This window comes from Longimicrobium sp. (assembly GCF_035474595.1).
GTDB lineage: Bacteria > Gemmatimonadota > Gemmatimonadetes > Longimicrobiales > Longimicrobiaceae > Longimicrobium.
Genome location: NZ_DATIND010000080.1, coordinates 84,913 through 107,891, shown reverse-complemented (window position 1 = coordinate 107,891; position 22,979 = coordinate 84,913). Strand labels below are relative to the sequence as shown.

Genomic DNA, 22,979 nt, shown 5'->3' with positions numbered 1-22,979 from the left:
GCCTCCACGGGGTGCGGGCTTCAGGCGAAGATCTGGTGCGTGAAGTTCTGGGTCTCGGCGGCCGTTTCGGCGGTGGCCGCGGCAAAGCGGTCGGGGTTCCACAGCTCGATCTTGTCGAGCGCGCCGACCACCAGCGCCGGCCCCGTGATCCCCACCGCCTCCTGCATCCGCTGCGGCACCAGGATGCGGCCCTGCTTGTCGGGCGCCACCTCGACCGCGTTGGCGGTCACGCTCAGGACGTAGGCGCGGGCCTGGGGCGAGGAGCGCATCATCTCCCGCAGCCGCTCCTCCACCTTGGTCCAGGTGGACTGGGGATACAGCGTGAGCGACTCGGGAAAGGCATGCACCAGCACCAGGGCCTCGTCGCCGCTCTCCCGCCGGAACTGCGCGGGAAGGCTGAGCCGGCCCTTCTCGTCGATCTGGTGCTGAAAGCTGCCCAGGTAGCCGCGCATCCCTCTCCCCGGAAGGGCAGGTTCCCCTCGGTTCCCCACAACGTCCCACTCTTCCCCACCGCGCCGCAAGATAGTGCGGGAATCCAGCGAGTCAAGACGAAGATAAGCCGAACAGCCGTGCAGGTCTGCGCGCGCGCGAGGCCGCGTGAACTCTGCGTTTTCGCGTCAGGTGGGGTGACGGTGGGGAGAAGTGGGGAGATGAAGTGACTTTCGTGGGGGAGCGGGGAGGGCAATTCACGCGACCAGGTGCCTTCCGCATTCTCCTCACCCGCACCTCCTGACGTGAGTTAACACACCTTTCACGAATATTAATTGACTCGACTAGGGATGTGTCTCAGTTTGGTGGCGGCCGCGCCTCCACCTCTGGAGCCGGGCCGTAAACTTTTTGCTGGGAGCGCGGCATGAACAAGCTGAAGCTGGACCTTGAACAGCTCGCGGTGGAATCCTTCGCGGTCAATCCCGGCACTCCTCCGGTCCGGGGCACGGTGAAAGGGCGCGGGCAGATCAGGGACAAGGACACGGGCTATTCGTGGGTATCCGACTGCACCTTCGTGGGCGATTGCGGCAGCGGCATTTACACGGACAACTCCTGCGTGAGCTGCCCGTCTGCCGTCGGCGGCATGACCTGCTACGGCACGTGCAACACGTGCGCGGACGTCGCCACCTGCTACAACACGTGCTATGCCTGTAACTCAACGCCCGAGGCCTCGTGCGCCGTCACCTGCACCTGCTGAAGCAGGCGGGGAAGCTCGCATCCTTCGGGGTGAGAGCCGGATCGCGATAGCCGCGAGGGAAAATCCCGCCGCTCGGCCGTGAGCGGCAGAATGGCGGGGATGTTGCCGGATCGCCGGGAAGTCCGCGAGCGCGGACGACGTGTCGTAGCGGCTTCGGCCGCATCGTCCCCACCACCCGCACCCACCTGCGGGCCCGGCCTCCGCTCGTCCGGCGACGAGCGGGACGGGAGATGGAAGGACGCAGGATCGTGCGGATCGTTCTGATCGTGAAGCCCGGCTCCGTGGACGAGGTGCGGAGCGGGGTGGAGAAGCTGCGCGGCGCCGGCCACGACGTCGCGGCGCGGGTGACCTTCGAGGCGGGCGACGCGTCGCGCTTCGCCGGCGAGGCGGCGGACGGCGGCGCCGGGCTGGTGGTGGCCGCGGGCGGGGACGGGACGGTGAACGAGGTGGTGAACGGCCTGGTGGCGCGCGCGGGCGCCGCCTCCGCGCCGCGGCTCGCCATCCTCCCGCTGGGAACGGCCAACGACCTGGCGGCGGGGCTCGGCATCCCCCTCGGCGACCCGGAGGCGGCGCTGGCGGTGGCCGTGGCGGGCATCCCCTTCTGCGTGGACGTGCCGACGGTGAACGGGCGCTGCTTCCTGAACGTGTCCACCGGCGGCTTCGGCGCCGAGGCCACGGGCGAGTCGCCGGAGGCGCTGAAGAGCGTGCTGGGGCCGGTGGCCTACGTGGTGACGGGCGTGCGCAAGTTCGTGCGGCTGGAGGCGTCGCGCGCCCGCTTCACCTCCGGCGGCGAGACGCTGCACGACGGCGAGTTCCTGGTGTTCGCGGTGGGCAACGCGCGGCGCACCGGCGGCGGCATCCACCTGACCGCGCGGGCGGAGATGGACGACCGGCTGCTGGACGTCTGCATCATCGAGGAGATGAGCCGCCTGGAGTTCGCGCGCATCGCGCCGCAGGTGCGCGCCGGCGGCCACGTGGACCACCCGCGCGTGACCTACCGCCAGGTGCCCTCCCTCCGCATCGACGCCGCCGAGGAGCTGGCCGTGAACGCCGACGGCGAGCCGCTGTGCGCGCGGCGCTTCGACTACGCGTTCGCGCCCGGGCGGCTGACGCTCATGGTCCCCGAGCCGCCCGGCGCGCCGAAATCCTGAAAAGATGGGTTCGCGCAGAAAGGTCGCGGGCTGGCCCCCTCACCGGCGACTGAAGTCGCAGCAACCACTACGGGAAGCCTCGCAAACTGCGCGAGGCTGTTCGGCTCGGCGGCGGGTTCCGGCTCCGGAGGACACCTCCTTTTCATCCTCCGTGGTCGCGCGAAGCGCGGGTGTTCGACTCGGGATGACGTCTTTGGGCGCGTGTCAAATGCAAAGTCGATCTCAAGATCTGGTATGAAATTCCTGCAGTTCAGCGTACGAATCCGCGACAGTCGGGGAGATCGCGAACAATGGCGCGGAAATCGAGGCTTCGCATCGGCTTCGGCGTCAACGTTCGCGACGGGACGGCGCGGGATGCGGATCGGCGGGATGGAGGCGTATCTATCTACAAGGGAATGACTTAGGAGATTCGGAGTGGATGGCGCGCGGCGTGCCCTGAAGAGCGGGCACCCCCGGGTATTCTCCCGGACTTTTTCTCCCATCCGTTTCGCAGGACGGAAAGTCTCATGAAGCTCATCCGGTTCGCCGCCCCCGCCCTCGTCCTCGCCGCCTTCGGCGCCGGCAAGGCGCACGCGCAGTCCTCCAACACGCAGGACGTGACGCTCGAGGTGCAGGCCATCAACCAGATCGCCTTCACCGGCTCGCCCTCGCTGGTCATCAGCTCGGCCGCGACCGGCGGCGCGCTGAACTCGGCCACGGCCAACGCCACCTACGCCATCACCACCAACGAGACCGGCCGCAAGGTCACCGCGCAGCTCGACAGCGACACGCCGCCGGGGGTGACCCTGTCGGTGAACCTGGCCGCGCCGTCGCTGGGAACCAGCGCCGGCACGGTGCAGCTGGGGACGTCCGCGCAGGACGTGCTCACGAACGTGGGCCGGACGAGCGTGAGCGGGCTGGGCCTCACCTACACGCTGTCGGCCGCGGCGTCGGCGGGCGTGGTGGCGGCGACCACCCGCACCGTGACCTACACCATCGTCGCGGGCGCCTGACGCTCCCCTTTCTCCCTGCGGGCGCGGCGGAGCCACCATCCGCCGCGCCCGCGGCTTCTTTTTTCTGACGATGCGGGAACCATGAAGCGAGCACTCATCCTCTCCCTCGCCCTCTCCGCCTTCTCCATCACCGCCCGCGCGCAGGTCAGCGTGATCGGCAGCGGCGTCGAGGAGCACGCGGCCCGCCCGGGCGAGACGTACAGCGGCACGCTGCGCCTGCGCAACGACGGGCGGCAGGCCGAGGAGGCCAAGGTCTACCTCACCGACTACACCTTCGCGGCCGACGGCACCACGCGGTACGCGGCCGCCGGGTCGCTGCCGCGGAGCAGCGCGCGGTGGATCGCGTTCACCCCGTCGCAGGTGCGCATCCCCGCGGGCGGCGAGGCCACGGTGGGCTACACGGTGACGGTCCCGGCGGACGCGTCGCTGGGCGGCACGTACTGGAGCATCCTGATGATCGAGGGGATCGCGCGCGGGAGCGCCGAATCGACCTCGGGCGCGGCGAACGCGCGCGTGCGGGTGGGCATCCAGCCGTCCACCCGCTACGGCGTGCAGATCGCGACCACGCTGGAGGGCACGGGCGCGCCAAAGGTGTCGTTCACCAGCGCCCGCGCCTACGCCGCCGCGCAGGGGAAGGTGCTGGAGCTGGACCTGGCGAACGCGGGCGACGTGGCCTACCGCCCCGAGATCCGCGTGGAGCTGTTCGACGCCGCCGGCGGCAAGGCGGGGACGTTCACCAGCCGGCGCGGGCTGCTGTACCCCGGCACCTCGCTGCGGCAGACGTTCGAGCTGGGCGCGGTGCCGCCGGGCAGCTACCAGGCGCTCGTCGTGGCCGACGCGGGCGGCGACCAGGTCTTCGGCGCGCAGTACAGCCTGAAGCTCTGAGCTTTGATGGGGATGGGTGTCGCACGGAGGGAACGGAGGAAGCGGAGGAGCCCGTCGCGGTTCCTCCGCTCCCTCCGTTTCCTCCGTGCGGGCTTTCTGCTTTTCGCGACGCCGCTCGCCGCGCAGGTGCAGCGGATCGGGGCGGCGCGCGTGCAGGCCGATCCCGGCGCGTCCGTCGCCGTCGCCTTCAACGTCCGCAACCCGACCGGCGCACCGGCCGCCGCGGTGGCGGCGCTGCCGCGTGGGTGGCCGCTCGTCTCCCCCGATGCGGACGCGCCGGTCGCGCCGGGGGCGAACCTCATCCGCCTCGTCGCCACCGTCGTCCCGCGCGGCGCCGCGGCGGGGCGATACGTCGTCCGCTACCGCGCGGGCGCCTTCGCCGACTCCGTGGCCATCGCCGTGAACCAGCGGCGGGGGATCGACGTGGCGGTGGAGGAGGCGCCGCGCTTCGCCGTCGCGGGGTCGGAGTACGCGGCGGCGTTCCGCGTCACCAACCGCGGAAACGGCCGCGCCGCCGTGCGCCTGGCCGTGGAGTCCGCATCGGGATTCTCCGCGCGGGCGGACGTGCGCGCGCTGGACCTCGCGGCGGGCGAGAGCAGGCTCGTGCGCGTCACCGTGGCCACGCGCGCGGCGGCCGGCGTGGCCACGCACCGCCTGACGCTGCGCGCGACGGCGGAGGGCGCGGCCGCGTCGGCGGCGGCGCGGGTGGCGCTGGTGCGGCGGAGCGCGCGCGGCGGCGTGGACATGCGCACGCTCCCCGTCACCGTGGCCCTGCGCGCCGGGCCGGGGATGGACGGGCGCGGCGGCATCCCCGGCGAGGTGTCGGCCTCCGGCGTGGTGGCGGGGGACACGCGCGTGGACCTCTTCTACCGCGGGCGCGCGGCCGCCGCGCCGGAGCTGGGCGAGCAGGAGCAGCTCTCCTTCTCCCTCCGCGGCCGGCGCGGCGAGCTGCGGCTGGGCGACCAGTTCTGGTCGCTTTCCCCGCTCACCTCCCCCGGCCGCGCGGGGTACGGCGCGGGCGGCCGCTTCAACGCCGGGGCGGTGTGGGCCGAGGGGTTCACCGCGCGCAACCGCTTCACCCCCGGCGCCCCGCGCGCGGCGGGCGGCGCGGTGGGCGTCGGCGGCGAGGCCGCGTCGCTCGCCGCCAACTACCTGTCCGCGGGCGACGGCTCCGCGCCCGCCCTGTCGCTGCGCGGGCGGGCGGCGCCGGCGCGCGGCGTGGGTGTCGACGCGGAGTACGGCGCGGCGGGCGGGGCGAGGGCCGGGTACGCGCGGGCGTTCGTCAGCCGCCCCGCCTTCGGCTTCGACGCGCGGCGGCTGGAGGCGGACGCGGGCTATCCCGGCGACCAGGGCGGCCGCTCGCTGCTGCAGGCGAACGCCCGCGCCGCGCTCCCCGCCGGCCTCCGCGCGACCGCCGGGTACGAGCGCGAGCGGCGCGCCGACACGCTGGGCCGCGTGCTCCCGGGGACGGAGCTGGCGTCGCGGACCGGATACGCGGGCATCTCCATCGGCGACGCGCTGGCCATCCAGCGGCGGATGCAGGCGCGCGAGGGGGTGAACGAGGCGGGATCGTTCGCGCGGCGCTCGGACTCGTGGGTCGCGTCCGCGGGCTTCCGCGCGGGGCGCACCTCGCTGGGCGGGGGGATGGAGATGGGGACGGTGGACGACCGCATGGACGGCTCGTCGTCCCCCTTCCGCCGGACGTGGGTGCGGGCGGGGACGGCGGCGGGGATCGGCTCGCTCTGGGCCGGCGTGGAGCGGCGCACCGGCGCCAGCGTGGAGACGGGGATGGAGATGGACCGCTGGCTGGGCTCCTTCACCCTGCAGCTCCAGCCCGCTTCCGGGACGCGCGTGTCGCTGATGGCGCAGGCGGGGGCGACGGAGTGGAGCGGCGAGCCGGACGGGCTGGTGGACGGCACCGTGGAGCAGCGGCTCCCCGGCGGGCACACGCTGCGGCTGCGCGTCCGCGCCTTCCCCTGGGCCGAGGCGGGGCGCCGCAGGCCGATGGTCTACCTCGACTGGTCGCTCCCGCTGCGCGTCCCCCTCGGCCGCAACGGGGCGACGGGGACCGTATCCGGGCGCGTGGTGGACCAGGAGACGGGGCGGCCGGTGGCGGACGCGCTGGTGCGCGTGGGCGACCGCGCGGTGGTGACGGACGCGCGCGGGCGCTGGGCGGTGGCCGGCCTGGCGCCCGGCGGCTACACGGTGGAGATCGACCCGGTGAGCGTGGGCGTGGGCCGCGTGGTCGTGCGCCCGGACGCGCTGAAGGTGGACGTGGCCGGCGGGCACGAGCGGAGCGTGGAGATCGGCGTCTCCCGCGCCTCCCGCGTGGAGGGGCGCATCCAGGTGACCGACCCGGAGGAGGGCGACGGCGCCGTGAGCGGCGCCGTGGTGGAGATCCGCCGCGGGGACGAGCGCCGCCGCCGGCTGACCGACGCGAGCGGGCGCTTCCTCTTCTCCGACCTGCCGCCGGGGGAGTGGACGGTGGCCGTGGTGAGCGCCGACCTCCCGCCCAACCACGCGCTGGAGCCGGGCTCCGTCGGCGTCACGCTCGCCGCCGGCGAGTCGCACCGCATCGAGCTGCGCGCGGTGCCTCGCAGGCGGGAGATGGTGATGGTCGGCGGCGGCGACCTGGTCCTGGGCGGTGCGGCCGCGCGGGGATCGGCGCCCGCCCCGCCGCGTCCCGTCGCTGCGATCCCGGGCGTGGTGACGGCGCCCGCCGTGACGGCTCGTCCCGCCGACCGCCCCGCGATGGCGGCGGCCGCGCGGCCCTGGCGCGAGCGCGGCGAGTCCGGCTTCACCGACTGGCCGAACGACACCTACGTGGTCCGCGAGGGAGATGGGGACCTGGTCGCCATCGCCTGGCTCGTGTACCGCGACGGGAGCCTGTGGCCCAAGCTCTGGCTCGCCAACCGCGACGTCCTGCAGTCGCCCGACCGCCTCTCGCCCGGCACCGAGCTCCTCATCCCCCCGTTCGCTCCGCTGACGTCCGACGAGCGCGACGCCGCCCGCGCGCTCCACAACCCACGTTGAGATTCTTCAGATGGTTTCGGCGAGCGCGACGACTTCTTCCGCGCACCCCCAGCTGAGCGTGACGCCCGCGCCGCCGTGGCCGTAGTTGTGGATAACGCGCCCGCCGCCGGGCAGCGTCTCCAGCGCCAGGCGGATCTCGGGGCGCCACGGGCGCAGGCCCACGCGGTGCTCCAGCAGCCGCGCGTCGGCGAGGTCCGGCTCCAGCTCCGCGCACCGCCAGCGGATGGCCTCGGAAACGTCGAAGTCGGGCGTGGTGTCTTCCTCGCCCTCGTCCGCCGTGCCGCCCAGGATGCAGTCGCCGCCGCGGGGGATGATGTAGAGCATCCCCTCGGGGTGATACTCGTCCAGCCAGAAGCGCGTCAGCCCGGGGTTCTCCACCCGCATCACCTGCCCGCGGATGGGGCGCATCGCCGCGTCGCCGGCCAGCTCGCGCGCGCCCAGGCCGCTGCAGTTCACCACCAGCGGGTACGCCGCCGCCTCGTCCAGCGACGCGATGCGCCGCATCTCCATCTCCCCGCCGTTCGCCGCGAAGCGGGCGGCGAGCCAGCGCAGGAACACGCCGGTGTCCGCGACGGGGACGGTGAGCGACCAGCCCACGCGCCCGTCCGGCACCTCGGCCGCGTCGGCCACGCGGAAGCCGGCGATATGCGCGGCCCACTCCGGGAACTGCCGCGGGTCCGTCTTCCGGGGAAGCAGCTCGATCCCCGGAAGCATGCGCACGCCGGTCTCCGCGTCCGCCACCAGCTGCTCGAACACGGCGAAGCTCCGCTCGCCCCACGCCTTGACCAGCGCCTGGGGACCCGCGCGATAGGGATACCAGATCGCCGCGGCCACGGCGCTGGTGGTGCGCTCCGGCGGCTCGGCCGCCCACACGCGCACGCGCCACCCGGCCTCCTGCAGCCGGATGGCGCTCGTCAGCCCGATCACCCCCGCGCCGATCACCAGCGCGTCACGCCCGCCGCCCATCTCCATCCGTCTTCCTCCGTCCCCGTCTCAGTCCGGATCCGCCGGGGCGGGCGCCCACGACGCGGGATCCTGGCGATAGTACCGGCACAGCTCGGCGTACAGCCCCGGGTGCTCGCGCAGCAGCTCCGCCGGCTTCTCGAAGAAGGTCTCCGACGCGACCGCGAAGAACTCGGCCTCGCTCTTCGCGCCGTAGCCGTCCAGCAGGTGCGGCGCGTCGTCTCCCACCGCCTCGCGGAGCGCCAGGTACTCGCCGCCCAGGATGCGCACCCACGGCGCGTACTCCGCCCGCGGGAGCGGGGGCGTGCCGTCGGCGCCGCCGTCCTCGGTGTCCAGCTGGTGCGCGAACTCGTGGATCACCACGTTGCGCGCGTCCCCGGCGTCATGAACATCGCGGTCCACGCTCGCCCACGACAGGACGAGCGCGCCGTCGTGCCACGACTCGCCCAGCAGCGCCTCATCCTCCTCGCGCACCCACCCGCCCTCGCGCCGCTCGCGCCGGGCCACGAAGGTGGTGGGGTAGACCAGGATGGAGCGCAGGCGCGGATAGTAGTGGTCCTCGAAGCGCAGGATGGGGATGCACGCCTGCGCGGCGATGGTCACGCGGATCTCGTCGGTCAGCTCCAGCCCGCCGCACCCCTCGAAGCTCTTCTCCTCGAGGAAGACCAGGATCTTCCGCTGCAGCTCCGCCCGGTCGTGCGCGTCCAGGCGGTGGAACATGGCCACGTTCCGCGCCACGATCTCACGCCACTCCGGCGGAAACGGCCGGTCGCGCACCTCGTCGCGGCGGCGCCTGCGGAAGAAGTCGAGCATGGAGATGAGGGAGATGCCGCGCCCGTCACCGCCCCCGCGGCGGCACCGAAGCCGGCGCGGGGGAAGGCGGTGCGGGCAAGGGCGATGGAGATGCGGACGCGGACGATGAAGATCCGGGCGCGGGCGATGAAGATGCGGACGCGGCGGCCGGATCCGCGGCCGATGCGGCGGCGTCCGTGGACAGCGTCGCGGGCGGCGGAAGCATGCGCGGGCCCAGCACCGTCAGCCGCTGCCACCGCCGCGGCGCCACGAAAAAGCCGGTGAGCCCGCCGGCGACTGCCCCCGCCGCGCCGCCCAGCACCGCGTGCGAGGCGTTGCGCGGCGAGGCGTCCGGGCCCGTGCTGCGGCCCAGCTGCGAAACGAGCACGCCGGCCGCGGCCCCGGCCAGCGCGCCCAGCCCGCTCCACGTCTCGCGGCGCCTGCGCAGCACGTCCACCGGCTGCGCGCGCAAGCTCACCATCACCGCGGTGTCGCCGGGCCGCGTGAGCAGCAGGGTGTCGCGCCCCAGCGCGGCCAGGCTGCCGGTGAACGCCTCGCCGCCCGCCGGCGAGACGCGGATCAGCTCGCCCACGGCGGGCATGGGGCGCACGGGGGCGCCCTGGGCCCGCGCGGCGGTGGCCCCGCACGCGAGGAGCACAGCAACGGCGTACTTCGGCTTCACGGAGATACTTCGAGGTGCGAAGGAACACGCGGCCGGACCCGCTCCGAAAATTTGGCTCCCCGCGCCCGCCCCGGCAAGGCGTGGGAGATGGGGCCGCCGGAGGGGACAGGGGACAGGGGACAGGGGACGGGGGACAGGGACGGGCGGCGGCCGGGAACTCTGATGCGTGTCTCCGGCCTCGCGCCCTCTCCGGCCGGCTCAGGCCGTCCACCTCTCCCGTACCGGGAGAGGTAGCTGGGCCGCATCGGTGTGCTCCGGATGCATCTTGCCCGCCTCGCCTGGCTGAGATGGATTTCGGAAGGCGCGGGGATGCTGGAAAGCCACCTCCTCCCGGAAAGGGCCCGGAACGGGAGGGGGTCGCGCCCTCCGGCGCGGGGGGAGGGCGCGAGGCGGCCCGGGCGCGCCACAGGTTCGGCGTGACGGGGTCGTTTCTCTGTCGTCGCCCGGTGCGAATCCGCCCCAAACAGAATGCGGAGAGCCGCTTCCGTCGCGGCTCTCCGCTCATTCTCTCGCCATCCGCCGAACGTCAGCCGCCGGCGCTCAGCGCCAGTTCCGGCGCGAGGGTGGGTGCGGCGGGCGAGGCCGCCTCCTCCGCTCGGTTGTGGAAGCCCAGGCCCTCGCCGCGGCCCAGCTCCAGCACCCAGCGGTAGGCCTGCACCACGTCGCGGCGGAACCCGTCCACGCACCCCCACAGGTAGATCTGGAAGCGGCGGTACTGCTCCACGCCGAAGCGGCGCTCCAGCTCTTCGCGGTGCGCGTCCAGGTTCCGCGCCCAGTGCCGCACCGTCAGCTCGTAGTTGCGCGTGTCGTTGTGCACCACGCTCACCGAGAAGGGCGAGCGCGCGACCTGGGCCAGGTAGTCGTGCAGGCACAGCGTGGTGCCGTTGCCGCGGTAGATGTGCTTCTCGAAGAAGGCCGACACGTCGTACTTCTGCCGCGACGCGCTGGCGTCCAGGCACACGCGCCCGCCCGGCTTCAGCAGCGATGCGTACTTCTTCAGCGTGCGCCCGTAGTCCGGCAGGTGCTCCGTCACCCCCAGGTTCACGATCGCGTCGTACTTCTCCGCCGCCTCATGCTCGAACAGGTGCTCGCGCAGCACGCGGCAGGGCAGCCGCAGCCGCGTGATCACCCCGCCGATGAAGCGCTCCGACGCCTGCGATATGGTGAGCGACGTCACCCGGATCCCCCGCTCGCCGGCGAACTGCGTCCACGCGCCCCAGCCGCCCCCCACGTCCAGCACGCGGTCGCCCTCCTTCACCCCGATCTGGTCCAGGGTGAACTCCAGCTTGCGGCGGATCCCGGCCTCCAGCGGCTCGTCGTCGCGCTCGAACACGCCCTGGCTGTAGGCGCGGTAGTCGCGGTCCAGGAAGCTGAGGAAGAACTCCGGGTCCTCGTCGTAGTGATGGGCGATCACCCGGGCATCGGTCTTCACCTGCCCGAAGATCAGCGGGCGCACGAACTTCCACGCCCACAGCAGCGGGTGCCGGTCGCGGAACAGCTCGCGCACCGACAGCAGGTGCAGGAAGTCGCCCTCCACGTCCAGCGCGCCGCGCAGGTACGCCTCGCCGATGTCCATGGTGTCGAGCGAGCTGAGGGCGGCCACGGCGCTGCTGTCCTTCAGCACCAGCGTGAACGCCGGCTGCTGCCCGCCGAACACGTGCTGCGGCCCGCTCGCCAGCCGCAGCCCGAAGGGCACCGCATCGCGCGCGTCGACGAAGGCGCCGTAGTGCCGTTCCAGCATCTTCACCAGCCGTCCGAACGACCGCTCCATCTGCATCTCCCCCGCTCTGCTGGTGGCCAGGAGAACCTCAGGGACCCCCGTGAAACCGCCGGGCCCGGACCGGCCTGGGGGGAGGCGGGCCCGGGCGCGCCCTCCGGAAAGGCGCACGTCCGCATGTCCGGTGGGAGTTCTGCCAAGTTGGGCATCTCCGCGCGCAGGAACAAGAATCTCGTCACTCCGAACAGCTAAGGCCCGCTCCGAATCGTCCGAAGCGGGCCTATTCACGTTTTTCCCCATCCTTTCACGTCATCCGCCCGTACGCTTCGAAAAGCTCCGCTGGCCTCACGCGGAGACGCGGAGACGCGGAGAACTCACCGCATGGGCCGGGTTCTCCGCGGCTCCACGTCTCCGCGTGAGATCAGGGATCGTCGGGACGCGCGGCTCAGTGTCCCCCGCTGCCGCACCCACTGCCGCAGCCGTGTCCGCCGCAGCTGCCGTGTCCGCAGCCGGAGTGGCCGCCGCACCCCGCGTGGCCGCCGCCTCCGCCGCAGTCCGCGAAGGAGCCCAGCGGCGCGCCGCAGTCGCCCGACGAGCACGCGGGCTTTTTCCCCGGGCGATGCGGCGGCGCCGGGCCGAGGGGATTGTTCACGACGATCGCGATCGGGTACGCCACGATCACCGTGACCATGGCGATAAAGATCGCGGCGGAGCCGGAGAGCCCGCCCAGAATGGCGAGCACCCCCGCCGCCGCCGCGATCAGCGCGGCCAGGCCCGAGGCGGCCGCGGGGCTCGCGTCCGGCACGGCGTCGTACATCCCCCGGCGGCGCGCGCCTGGAAGGGACGGCCCCGGCGCGGGGCGCTCCACGGCGCGGGGCTTCGGCGCCGGGCGCGGCCAGATGTCGAAGGGCGGCTCGTGGCCGAATGCCGCGCGGTAGCTGGCCAGCGTCCGCGCGTACTGGTCCTCGAACTTCGCGTCCTCGGCGGTGCCGCCGCGGGTGGGCTCGTGGTGCAGCGGCCGGCCCAGCACGCGGCCGCACATCTCCTCCCAGTACGAGCGGGTGTAGGTGAGATGGAGATGCCACGCTTCGTCCACCTTGGCCGAGGGCGTCACCGGGTGGCCGGCCGTCATCGCCAGGTACACGAAGCGGAGATACTCGCGGGTGACGCGGCGGGCGTGCTCGGGCGTCCACCCGTTCTCCCTCGCCAGCCGCGCGCTGAAGGAGAAAGCGACGCCGGGCTCGTCCGGCGAAAACGCCTGGAGACGAGCCCGGAGGCCGGCATCTTCCCTGTAGCTGCTGCTTTCCGTGCTGCTCATACACGCCCTGTGGCGGGTTCCCGCGGGCCGCCGCACCCGGGCGGCCGGTGAGCACGCAGGAGTACGAAGCCGCGGCGCGCGGGATTCACCCCGCGTGTAACGGAACCGTCACGAACGAACCAAGTACCAAGTGCCAAGTGCCAAGTGCCAAGTGCCAAGTGCCAAGTGCCAAGTGACTGAAGCACTGGGCACTTTGACCCTCAGTCCAGTGCGTGGTTCAGCAGGTCCGCCAGCCGGTACCCTGCCAGCGCCAGCCGCGGCTGCGCGATGGCCCACGACTGCGCGTAGTAGCGCGGCGGAGCGGCCTGCCCGCGCACCAGCCACGCGGGATAAAGGCTTTCCCTGGAGATGCGGTATCCCTCCATCGACCACTGCTGCGGCTGGTTGGGGAGGAGGCGGGAGCGCGCCCACGACGGGGGATACCGCGCCTCGATCTGCGCCGCGATGTCGCCGACGTAGGCCGCCTCGTCGCGGTCGTGCGCGCCCCAGGGCACGGAGAAGCCGATCAGCGAGTCCCAGAAGGCGTGCAGGTTGCTGCGGGGGTACAGCCCGGCCAGCTGGAACGAGTTGCCGCCGCGGTCGCCCGCCGTGTCCTGCGGGGTGATGCGCGAGCTGTTGTGCAGCGGCTGGTGCGCGTCGCCCACCAGGTGCAGCACCCACGCGAGGGCGATCGCGCGCGCCGAGTCGCTGGCCGATGCGTCGGCCACGGTGCGGTCCATCTGCGGAAGCTGTTGCAGCAGAAGTCCTTCCACGTGCACGTCGGGGCGGTCGATGGCGCGGTCTCCGGGGGTCTTCTGCTCCCAGAAGTGATCCACGTAGTGCCAGTCGGAGTGCGCGAAGCGGTTCCCCGGATGGGTGCGGGTGCGGATGATGTCGGGCCACACCGCCGCCATCACGAACAGCTCCCGCCCGCGCTCGTCCGCCGTCCCCGTGGACGGCATCAGCTCGCGCAGACCGGCGTTCAGCGGCCCGTTCTCCAGCAGGCGCACCGCGTTCGCCCGCGCCTGCGGGGTCATGCGGTCCCACGCGATGCGCGCCACCACGCGGTGCCCCAGCTCGTCCCACGCGTACGCGGGCCTGGTCACCAGCGCGAGCGCCGCCAGCGCCGCTGCCGCCACACGTCCCAGCTTCATCGTTCGTCCTCCCGGAAGTTCGGCTGCGGGGAGATCCTTCCCGCGCGCCAATGTACGTGGCACGCACCGCATCCGCGACGGTCCCCGCGCCGGATCTATCCGTACTGCGCGACGGGCGGGGAGCGTTCTACAGGTTCCGGCCCCCCGGCTCTGTAACGCACCCTCCCGCCGATGCCCACACCTCGCTGGGCGAGTTCGCGCGGCTGAGGCTCCCCTGCCCCGCTCCCCGGCCCCGGGCTTCCACGGCGGTCCGGCTATAACCGGCCGACCCGTCAACCGGCGCGGATCCTCGCCGGGTCCCCAGGGTGGCTCTAGCCGCTGCTTGCGGACTTAACGCAAGTTGGCGCAAATTGAGGATCATTGCATGCGCCTGATACCCTTCAAGCTCTTTCGGCCATGAGGTTTCCGAGTTTGCAACCCGGCTCCTCCGGCGACTGGCAAAGCTCTCTTCCTCGGGTTTTGCAGGGACAGCGGGCCCACCACCTAACCTAATTCCCGGACCCGAAGCCCCCAATCCCCCGCGTGGTCGTGTCGGACTGCGTGGTGATGCCGTCATTCCCGCCGTTGTGGAAGTAGCCTTCCGATCGTACCGCGCCTGCGCGCCGCTCGGCCCCAACACGCACACCCGTGGGGCCTCCATTTCCGCACGCGGCCGTCAGGCAGCCGAACATCATTCCAATCCCAGCCAATCCAATTTTCATCCGCATCGGGTGTCTCCGTAGCACAGGATTCCCTCACGAACGCGCCCACCGTTAGGCGTGTTCCGAGGGCGAATTTACCGACGCCCGCGCTCAATACGCCACCGCACTGCCCATAATCGCGGAGCGCTTTACCCCGTTCACCGGCTTCTTTCCGCCTGTTCTGCGTCATGCACCGCTCCTATACAGACCAAGGACAATTCCTTGGCGGAGTTCTACTTACGTATTGACCTACAAGGAGCTAAAGGAGAGCTTCCGGCCGGACCCCGCGCGCGCTGTGCGCCACATCGTGACACTCGCTTGGGAATGGGTACATGCTTACCGCCAAACGCGTGATTTCCGATCGGCACCCGGCAGCAGCCGCGCGATACCTGGCGCGGCTGGCGGCGAGGGGCGGCGGCTACACAGTGCGGGGTGTCATTCTCACGCCGGATGAGCAAGACAAGCTTTTGCTGCTGCTTCTCTCGCGGACCGGAGCAGCCAGAGCAGGGGATGAGAATAATCCAGGGATGCGAGTACAAATGCCGCCAACGTGAGGGGGGGCTTGTAAAAGCCGCCATTGGATAGAAGTATATACAGCTTGGCCTCTGTGGGCCGATTTTACGCGTTCAGATGCGCAGGCACACACCCGTCGCCAACTATGCCCGCCGCCCATCCGGAAATGCTCCGTCCGCCGCCAGACTGGCCACGCACGGAAGCGTCGATTCTTGACGAACTCTCCTGCGAGCCGATTGCAGTCGAGCTCTGGTTGTGTGTGCGGAAGGTCCGGATGTGGATCGAGGCGCCGCCCGCTGCGCGTTCACGCCTGTTCCGGCGCAGCGCACGAGAGAGCGGCAAGGAGCGCCGGAGGGCTGTATTCAGCGGTTATCCAGAGTTGCACGAACCCTTACGCACGTTTGCGGCGCTCGCCGCCAATTCCGGAGCGATTGACCCGCTGGCCCTGTGCCGGGCGTGCATGCAAATAGCGGATTGGGCTGCGGAGAATTCGTTGGAGGTAACTTCGCTGCATTTCGCGACGGCGGCGGCAGCGGTCGCACCAGAAAACGCCGAAGCCGCGAACCTCGCGGGGCTGATGTATCGGCGTGCGGGCGATTGGCAGCGCGCGGAAATGTTCTACCCTCGTGCGATCGCACTCGCGAGACGGCAGCGGAACGCGACGGAGTATGTATGCGGCCACATAGGGTATGCTGCTCTCCTGTACTCGCGAGGCATTCACCTGGAGAAGGCCGTCCGGCACTTGAACACGGCGGCGCGAGTCGCAGCGGACAACGGAAGCTTCTGGCTCGCGGGCCATGCACTGCACGACTCGATGCTTCTTCATGTGCAGCGGAGTGAATACGAAGAAGCGGAAGCCCAAGCACTGCGCGCAGCAGAGTTGTATCCGCTGCACGACCGCCGGTTTCCGCACTTCGTCGTCGACTTCGCTTTTATCCAATTGGAGCAACAGCGTTTCACGGATGCTTTGTCGCTGCTCCAGCGATGTGTGTCGGTGATCCATGAACCCGCTGTGAAAGCGTTGATCAAAAGCATGCTGGCCCGATCTTATGGCGGCCTTGGACAGAAGGAGGACTATGAGCGGGCTCGCCGGGAGGCCGAGGAGATTGCGAAGACCTATCCGGAGCATGCATCCGTGGTTTACTACCACTTGGCCGAAGGTGCGCGCGCGTGCCGCTCATGGGCCGAAGCCGAACGGCACGCGCGTAGATCGCGTGAACTCGCACTCAAGCGGGATGACCGCGAGATGCTGCGGCTTTCGGAGAGAACTCTGGTCCTCGTTGTGGGACAAACCGGAATTCACTCGGTAAGCGTACCCTCAGGTTCTTTGCCGGATAAGCTGACCCGTGAATTAGCCGCACGGCTCTCCCGATGGAACCCGCAGAGTCACCCGATCAGGAGGCGCCGGGTATTTCGAAACCAATGGGTTGCCTAATGGCCTGAACCAAGGCCCGGCCCGATGCGCGACGTGGAATCCGTGGTAACCGCCGTCTCGAAAGAGGCGGCGGTTGCTTGCGTTGGTGGGGTGATCACGTTGCCCGACCCTAACCCGGGACCGGTTTCGTCGGCACGCCAGTGACGCGCAGACTCAGGCGCGGTGGGAGCTTGTACGCAGCCACCCAGCAGCGCGAAGTGCGCAGCGATGGTAACGGCGGAAACGATGCGGCGCATGGTGTGTTTCTCCTGACATTACTGAGATTCTCGCTGCGCCAAGAGGGCGCAGGATAACGATGTAGCTGCCGCACGCTTCCCGCCAGAGTAGGGGGGTATAGCCTGGTTATCCAGCTCTGTGACGTACGCCCATGCGGATGCCGACAGCCCGCAGGGAGTTCCTTCCCTCCGGCCGGGCCCTGCTGCGTGATGGCGCAGCCATGTATGAGCCGGGGTTTGAAGGCTTTATCCGGAGTTCGTACCACGGCTGGATGCGGGACGCGAACCGCCATGTTGCACGGGCTGGTGTCCAACCTGAATAACTTTGAGATTTTCGTCGGTTTCTGAGTGGTCGCGCCCAGCGCCAAACGATGATGATCCTTGGGCTCAGTGATGCACATGCTTACCGCCAAACGCGTGATTTCCGATCGGCACCCGGCAGCAGCCGCGCGATACCTGGCGCGGCTGGCGGCGAGGGGCGGCGGCTACACGGTGCGGGGTGTCAGCGGGTGGGCTCACCGGCACGAGGTCGAGGAGGGGACGCGCGCCCGTCATGACGGCCAGCTTCCGCGCCTGCACGCCATGGGGCTGCTGGATCGGGTCGATGCGGGGCCGAGTGGCGGGACCGGCGGTTGCTGGGTATACCGGATCACGGACGCGGGGGCGCGGGCGTCGGCGGAGACGTGGGGGGACGCGTACGAACGGGTGCGGGTGCCGGGCGAAATGGAGAAGCCCGCCCCGGTCTACCTCGCGCCTGGCCCGCGCAACGCGCTGGCCGTTCTCCGGCTCGCGTACGATGCGCAGGCCGGCCCGCGGCGGTTCGGGGAAGATGGATGGCGCACCGGGCGGGAACCGACGCTGATCGTGGAAGAGTCGAACCGGCAGCGGGCTGCGCGCCGCTACTCGCGGCTGGACTCGATGGACTTGAAGTGGCTCGCGAGGGGCGGCTTCGCGGAAAAGCGCGATGAACGATTGTGGGGCCGGGATCAGCCGGTCGTGTACTGGCGGGTGTCCGAAGCGGGCCGCAGCGTGGTCCTGCTGCCGTGGCGCGCGCCCTGTAGGGACGACACGGAGGACGGGGACGAGTTGGCGTGAGCCCGCGCGGTCGGCGGGCAAGCCCCGGCGAGCGGCGCGAACGCGCGCTGACATTCCTCGCACAACTGGCCGTTCTGTCCTCGGGCTACCGCGTGCGCGGCGTGTCCGGATGGGCGCATCCGAACGATTTCGCGCTCCTCGCCGGGTCGTACGCATGGAGCGAGCTGCTCGCGGAAGCGGCCACGGGCGGGCTCGCGGAAGTTCACGATGCCACTGTGCCGGGTGCCGCGCCCGCACGGCTCTACCGGATCACGCAGCGCGGGATGGAGACGGTCGCGCGGATCGTGGGCGAAGACGCGCCGAAGGTGCGGCCTCCCGGCCCCGATGACGCATCGGACGGGGTGTACGTGACGCAGGGCGGGCGCTGGGCGCTGGACGTGTTGCGGAAAGTCTGCGGTGACGGATGGCTGGCCCCGGACGCCGTGCGGGAACCCTCCGAACGGTGGAACCGCACCGGCGGGCGCCCCTGCCGGATCGTGTACGCGAGCGATCTGGACGCGCTGGTGGCGTCGCGCCTCGCGAAGTCGTGCCCGCTGGCCGCGGGGTGCCGCGCACGCCCCGTCATGTACCGCGTCACCACGATCGGCCGCACCGCCGGACTGCTGGAGTGGTTCGGCCGCGACCCGGAAGCGGCGATCTACACCGATCACGGCGGCAGCTGGCCGCTGCTTTGCCCTCCGCGCGGGCTGTTCCTGTTCGGCAGTGGACACTAGGAGTGCGCGATGACGGAACTCGGGAGAGGCGGCGTGGCGGCGGACGAGCTGGAAGGGTTCCGGATGGGGCCGGAGAGAGCGTTGAACCGTGTTGCTGTCTGCGGCCTGCTGCTCCTCGGCGGCTGCGCATGGATGCGCGGCGGTGGCGAGGGGCGGGCGGCGGATGCCGCCGTTTACGCGGTGGCGCTCGACTCGCTTGCCGATGCCGGGACAGCGCCGCTCGTGGTCAGGGACTCGACGGTGACCCTCCCGCGCGGGGCGCCGGTGCTGAATGACGTGCACCTGGGCCTGATGGGGGCAGACTCCAGGATGCGCGCCCAGCTGCGCGAGCGCGCCGCGCGAACGGAGCCATTGCCCCGGCTTCCAATCCGCCGAGGCGTGAAGTACGCGAGCGGTGGCGGCGGACCGGGGACCGGTTGCCGCTACGAAGTTTCGGGGGTGGGCTATGCGGCCGACCGGCGGCGGGCGATCGTGTACGTGGCGCGTCGGTGTGGCGGGCAAGGGGGAACAGGCTGGCTGGTGCTGCTGCGCGCCCTCCCGGGCGGATGGCGCGTGCAGGCGGCGGCGGTGGAGGAAGCTCGAGCAACACCCAGCCCCGCGCCACCAGATCCCTTGACACCGCCGCCGCGCAGGGCGAACGTCAGATCTGAGTCTCGCGCCACCCGTTCACGCGAAATCATCCACGGATGACGAACGCCGCCCGCTGCTGCACCTGTCGCTGTATCGCCCGTCTCGCCGCTGGCGGGGCCGGAGCGTTGCGCGTGCGCGGCGGCGTCAGGGACGGCTGACGGCGCAATCCCACACGACACAGCTACGGCCCCGGCCTGCACCTCGCAGCCCGGGGCCTTTCCGTATCCATGAGAAACTGACGACGAGGAGACGCGGATGTCCCGCATCGACCGATACATCGGCAACACGCCCACGGTGCGGCTGGAGCGCATCGTGGAGCCGGGGATGGCCGAGGTCTGGGTGAAGGTGGAGGGGATGAACCCCGGCGGCTCGATCAAGGACCGCACCGCGCTGGCCATGATCGTGGACGCCGAGCGGCGCGGCCTTCTCCCGCCCGGCGGCACCATCGTGGAGCCCACCTCGGGGAACACGGGGATCGGGCTGGCGCAGGTGGCGTCGGCGCGCGGCTACCGGCTCATCCTCTGCCTTCCCGCGCAGATGAGCGAGGAGCGCAAGGCCACGCTCCGCGCGTACGGCGCCGAGCTGGTGCTGACCGACCCCGAGCGGCGGATGCTGGCCGCCATCGAGGAGGCCGAGCGCATCCGCGACGCCACCGGCGCCTTCCTTCCCAACCAGTTCTCCAACCCCGCCAACCCGCGCGTGCACTACGAGACCACCGGGCCGGAGATCTGGGAGGCGATGGAGGAGCGGGTCGACGCCTTCGTCTACGGCACGGGAACGGGGGGGACGATCTCGGGCGCGGGGCGGTACCTGAAGGAGCGCGACCCGCGCGTCCGGGTGATCGCGGTGGAGCCGGGGCGGTCGGCGGTGCTGCACGGCGAGCCGCGCGGGCAGCACCAGTTCCAGGGGATGGGCCCCGGCTTCATCCCCGACAACCTGGACCGCTCGGTGATCGACCGGATGCTGAAGGCGTGGGAGGAAGATGCCTTCCCCGTGGCCCGGCGCCTGGCGCGGGAGGAGGGCCTGTTCGTGGGGATGAGCTCCGGCGCCATGGTGTGGGCGGCGCTGGAGGTGGCGCGCGAGCTGGGCCCCGGCCGCCGCGTGGTCACCATCACCCCCGACACCGGCGCGCGCTACCTCAGCACCTCGCTCTTCACCGCCCCCGCCGAGTCCGAGCACGCGGTGGCGATGGCGTCGTAGGGAAGACGAAAGGAATCTCACGCGGAGCCGCGGAGACGCAGAGAAACCGATCGGTCCTCTGCGCCTCCGCGGCTCCGCGTGAGATTCTTCTTTTCTTCGCGCCCGCGCCGCCGCATCGTTGTCGCGGACCCGATCCATTCCATATCCCCCGAAATCCCTTGCGAGCGGCTGCCGCCGTGCCCTTTCCCGCGCGCTTCCGGCGCCTCGCCGCGTCGGCCAGCCGCGGCATGGTGCTGGACGTGACCGTGTTCGCGCTGAACCTGCTGCTGATGCGGCAGCTGGCGCGGCAGTTCGCCGCCATCGTCCGCGGCGCGTCGGCGGGCGATGGGGGCGCGAAGGCATCCCTCATCGCCTACCTGCTGCTGATGCTGGTGCTCCCCGCCGCGGGGGCGGTGCTGGGGCGCTGGCACTTCCACCGGCGGCGCGCCGCGCGCGGCCAGACCGGCGACGCGGACGCGGCGGCGTGGGGATGCCTGCTGAACCCGGCGTTCTACCTGGCCGTGTCGCTCGTCATCGCCACCAGCGCGGCGGTGATGATCGCGCAGCAGCTCTTCGGCGAGGACATCAACCAGCGCGCGGGGGTCTTTCTCCCGCTGATGCTGGGCGTGCTGGTGTTCAGCATCGTCCAGACGGTGCTGGTCTACCGCTACCTCACGCCGCCGCGCGGGCCGCCGCGGGGCGCGTTCTGGCGCGGCCCGCGCAGCGAGGCGCTGGGCGACGCGTGCATCTTCCTGAACATGATCCTGTTCCAGGTGATCTGGAACGTGGTGATCTCCGGCCGCATGACGCGCATCGGCGGGTGGGAGGACCTGGCGGGGCGCGTCTTCTTCGTCTGGTTCGTCTCCATCCTGGTGTACTTCCCGCCGCGCATCTTCTACCTGGCCGAGGACGTCCACCGCCCGCGCAGCTGGGCCACCATGCTGCTCGCCACCTCCCCCCTCGTCCTGCACCTGCTCGGCGTAATCTGATTTTGAATCGCGCCACACGTACGGTACGCCCCCCAGACGTCATCCTGAGGCCGCCCACACCGCAACCCGTTTCATCACAATTGGTTGCAGGCCGAAGGATCGATAACTTCGGCAGCACGTGAGTCGGGTGAACGCGCCGCGGCATCCTCGCATGCTCCGAAGACGAGTGAACGAGACGCCGCTGCGTTTTCTCTGCATCACGTGCTCGGCGAGTATGGATCCTTCGGCCTGCAACGTTCTGCGCGGACGAAGGTTATGGTGTGGCCGGCCTCAGGATGACGTCAGTGGGGAGTCGCGCGATTGTGATTTGAGACAGGTATGATGATGACGGGCTTCTCCCCAACTTCTCCACGTGCGTGGCGGTGCGCGGACGGGTGGCTGGTGCGGCGCGGGGCGCCCGCGGAGCCGGTCCCGGACTGGCTCCCGCTGCGCCGTGCGTCCGGCGATCCGCTCCCCACGCCGCCGGCGGACTACTGGCTGATCGGCGGCGACGGGACCGTGGCGCGGAAGTACGAGTGCAGCACGTGGTCGGTCGAGGACGAGCTCGGCGCCGTGCTGTACGTGATCGACGGCGACGCGCTGATGGAGATATGGGTCAGCGTCACCTACCGGCACCCGGACGAGCTCCGCGAAGTCCTTGCGCTGCGCGGGCTACGGCCGATGGAGGAGGGGGATGAAGATGCGGCGCGGTGGATCGGCGCCGCGATCGCGCGGGAGATGGAGATGCGGGCGGAGCGCGCCAGGCAGTCCCGCCGCGCGGGGATGGAGCGCGTCGCGGCGATCCCGGGCGCGCTGGAAATGTGGGACGCGGGCGACGGCTTCCGCCGCGCGCACGAGCTTCTGCGCGCCCGTGTCGAGGCGTACGGCGGATCGGCGGAGGAGATGCTCCTGCGCGCGCTGATGGCGTTCGGCGGCCTGCACCGCGCGTCGGATGGCGAGGCGCGCGCGGCGGTGGCGTGGGCGATGGAGCCTTTCGTGGCCGGATGCCGCATCGCCGCGTTCGACCCGCTCGTGGCGTCCGCGGGCGCCGCCGGGTGGACGCACGAGGGTGCGCCACCCACCGCGCCGGCCGAAACGCACGGGGAGATCCGTGCGCTCGCCGCGTCCCTCGGCGACGCGCGCGCGGACCTCCTCCAGTCCGCCGGGTGGGCGGACGACACCGACGCGCGCAACAACGCCATCGCCCTGCGCCGGGCGGCGGACGCGGTCGGGGCGTCGCGGGCGCGGCTCCACCGCCTCGCCGGCGGCTGAATCCCCCGCCGCGCAGGATCAGACTTCTTCTTCGTCGAAGATCAGGACCGTGGAGCCGCCGGTGGAGAACGCCATCAGGTCCGCGGCGGCCGCCTGCCCCTCCGGCGATCCCATCCCCGCCTGCAGGTCGGCGATCGAGTCGAAGCGCAGGATGCCGATGCGGTGGTAGGGCGCCGGCCCGCCGGGCGTCATCACCGGCCCGTTGCTGACGCGTACGGAGCGGATGCCGGGGATGTTCTTCGCCAGGGGGATGTGCGTCTCCTGCAAATGCCGGTCGAATTCGGCGGCATCGGCCGGCGTGTTGTGGAGCGCGAGGATCACGGCCACGAGAAGTCTCCGTCGGATGAGGTGGGTAGATTCAGATCACGCTGATTTGCGCGTGACAAAATCGCCCTCTCCTCCAATCCCGGCAAGATTATCTTCGCCA

General features: G+C 71.2%; 20 protein-coding genes. 12 read left to right on the top strand and 8 right to left on the bottom strand.

The window, feature by feature from the left end; translation table 11 throughout:
• Nucleotides 1–20: 20 nt before the first annotated feature.
• Nucleotides 21–452 (bottom strand): division/cell wall cluster transcriptional repressor MraZ, encoded by a 432-nt coding sequence (locus VLK66_RS13820; RefSeq protein ID WP_325310017.1) that lies wholly within the window; start codon nt 450–452, stop codon nt 21–23.
• Between the two features lie 401 nt (nt 453–853).
• Between VLK66_RS13820 and VLK66_RS13815 the strand changes: the two genes are divergently transcribed.
• From VLK66_RS13815 to VLK66_RS13795, 5 genes are all read left to right on the top strand, one after another.
• Entirely contained in the window at nt 854–1,186 is a 333-nt protein-coding gene (locus VLK66_RS13815) for a hypothetical protein (protein WP_325310016.1), read from the top strand.
• 248 nt (nt 1,187–1,434) lie between these two features.
• The gene (locus VLK66_RS13810) at nt 1,435–2,337 is read left to right on the top strand and encodes a YegS/Rv2252/BmrU family lipid kinase (RefSeq protein WP_325310015.1); all 903 of its coding nucleotides are present in this window, start codon (nt 1,435–1,437) and stop codon (nt 2,335–2,337) included.
• 506 nt (nt 2,338–2,843) lie between these two features.
• Nucleotides 2,844–3,329, top strand: coding sequence for a hypothetical protein (locus tag VLK66_RS13805; RefSeq protein WP_325310014.1), 486 nt, complete (start codon nt 2,844–2,846; stop codon nt 3,327–3,329).
• A gap of 81 nt (nt 3,330–3,410) precedes the next feature.
• Complete coding sequence (locus tag VLK66_RS13800; protein ID WP_325310013.1) at nt 3,411–4,214, top strand: hypothetical protein; 804 nt, start codon at nt 3,411–3,413, stop codon at nt 4,212–4,214.
• Nucleotides 4,215–4,340: 126 nt separating this feature from the next.
• Nucleotides 4,341–7,247: a carboxypeptidase regulatory-like domain-containing protein gene (locus VLK66_RS13795; RefSeq protein ID WP_325310012.1), complete on the top strand. Its 2,907-nt coding sequence runs from the start codon at nt 4,341–4,343 to the stop codon at nt 7,245–7,247.
• A gap of 6 nt (nt 7,248–7,253) precedes the next feature.
• Here the strand turns inward: VLK66_RS13795 and VLK66_RS13790 are convergent, their stop codons facing one another.
• From VLK66_RS13790 to VLK66_RS13765, 6 genes are all read right to left on the bottom strand, one after another.
• The gene (locus VLK66_RS13790) at nt 7,254–8,219 is read right to left on the bottom strand and encodes an FAD-dependent oxidoreductase (protein ID WP_325310011.1); all 966 of its coding nucleotides are present in this window, start codon (nt 8,217–8,219) and stop codon (nt 7,254–7,256) included.
• Nucleotides 8,220–8,240: 21 nt separating this feature from the next.
• Complete coding sequence (locus tag VLK66_RS13785) at nt 8,241–9,023, bottom strand: M90 family metallopeptidase (RefSeq protein WP_325310010.1); 783 nt, start codon at nt 9,021–9,023, stop codon at nt 8,241–8,243.
• A gap of 25 nt (nt 9,024–9,048) precedes the next feature.
• Nucleotides 9,049–9,684: a hypothetical protein gene (locus VLK66_RS13780; protein ID WP_325310009.1), complete on the bottom strand. Its 636-nt coding sequence runs from the start codon at nt 9,682–9,684 to the stop codon at nt 9,049–9,051.
• Between the two features lie 526 nt (nt 9,685–10,210).
• Nucleotides 10,211–11,461, bottom strand: a complete 1,251-nt coding sequence (locus tag VLK66_RS13775; protein ID WP_325310008.1) for a class I SAM-dependent methyltransferase — start codon at nt 11,459–11,461, stop codon at nt 10,211–10,213.
• Nucleotides 11,462–11,846: 385 nt separating this feature from the next.
• Nucleotides 11,847–12,719, bottom strand: coding sequence for a hypothetical protein (locus tag VLK66_RS13770; protein WP_325310007.1), 873 nt, complete (start codon nt 12,717–12,719; stop codon nt 11,847–11,849).
• 200 nt (nt 12,720–12,919) lie between these two features.
• Nucleotides 12,920–13,852 (bottom strand): S1/P1 nuclease, encoded by a 933-nt coding sequence (locus VLK66_RS13765; protein WP_325310006.1) that lies wholly within the window; start codon nt 13,850–13,852, stop codon nt 12,920–12,922.
• Between the two features lie 1,467 nt (nt 13,853–15,319).
• Here VLK66_RS13765 and VLK66_RS13760 point away from each other — a divergent pair.
• The 7 genes from VLK66_RS13760 (at nt 15,320) to VLK66_RS13730 (ending at nt 22,552) form a co-directional block, all read left to right on the top strand.
• Complete coding sequence (locus tag VLK66_RS13760; protein ID WP_325310005.1) at nt 15,320–16,480, top strand: hypothetical protein; 1,161 nt, start codon at nt 15,320–15,322, stop codon at nt 16,478–16,480.
• A gap of 608 nt (nt 16,481–17,088) precedes the next feature.
• Nucleotides 17,089–17,790, top strand: coding sequence for a hypothetical protein (locus tag VLK66_RS13755; protein WP_325310004.1), 702 nt, complete (start codon nt 17,089–17,091; stop codon nt 17,788–17,790).
• Nucleotides 17,787–18,503 carry a hypothetical protein gene (locus VLK66_RS13750; protein ID WP_325310003.1) on the top strand — a complete coding sequence of 239 codons (717 nt, stop codon included), beginning with the start codon at nt 17,787–17,789 and terminating at the stop codon, nt 18,501–18,503. The genes VLK66_RS13755 and VLK66_RS13750 overlap by 4 nt, the downstream gene beginning before the upstream one ends.
• Before the next feature lie 9 nt (nt 18,504–18,512).
• The gene (locus VLK66_RS13745; RefSeq protein WP_325310002.1) at nt 18,513–19,193 is read left to right on the top strand and encodes a hypothetical protein; all 681 of its coding nucleotides are present in this window, start codon (nt 18,513–18,515) and stop codon (nt 19,191–19,193) included.
• A 195-nt stretch (nt 19,194–19,388) separates the two neighbouring features.
• Nucleotides 19,389–20,333: a cysteine synthase A gene (cysK, locus tag VLK66_RS13740; protein WP_325310001.1), complete on the top strand. Its 945-nt coding sequence runs from the start codon at nt 19,389–19,391 to the stop codon at nt 20,331–20,333.
• Nucleotides 20,334–20,491: 158 nt separating this feature from the next.
• Entirely contained in the window at nt 20,492–21,301 is an 810-nt protein-coding gene (locus VLK66_RS13735; RefSeq protein ID WP_325310000.1) for a hypothetical protein, read from the top strand.
• Between the two features lie 318 nt (nt 21,302–21,619).
• The gene (locus VLK66_RS13730) at nt 21,620–22,552 is read left to right on the top strand and encodes a hypothetical protein (protein WP_325309999.1); all 933 of its coding nucleotides are present in this window, start codon (nt 21,620–21,622) and stop codon (nt 22,550–22,552) included.
• Between the two features lie 18 nt (nt 22,553–22,570).
• On the opposite strand, the gene VLK66_RS13725 is transcribed toward VLK66_RS13730, so the two are convergent.
• Entirely contained in the window at nt 22,571–22,879 is a 309-nt protein-coding gene (locus tag VLK66_RS13725; RefSeq protein WP_325309998.1) for an EthD family reductase, read from the bottom strand.
• Nucleotides 22,880–22,979: the final 100 nt, after the last annotated feature.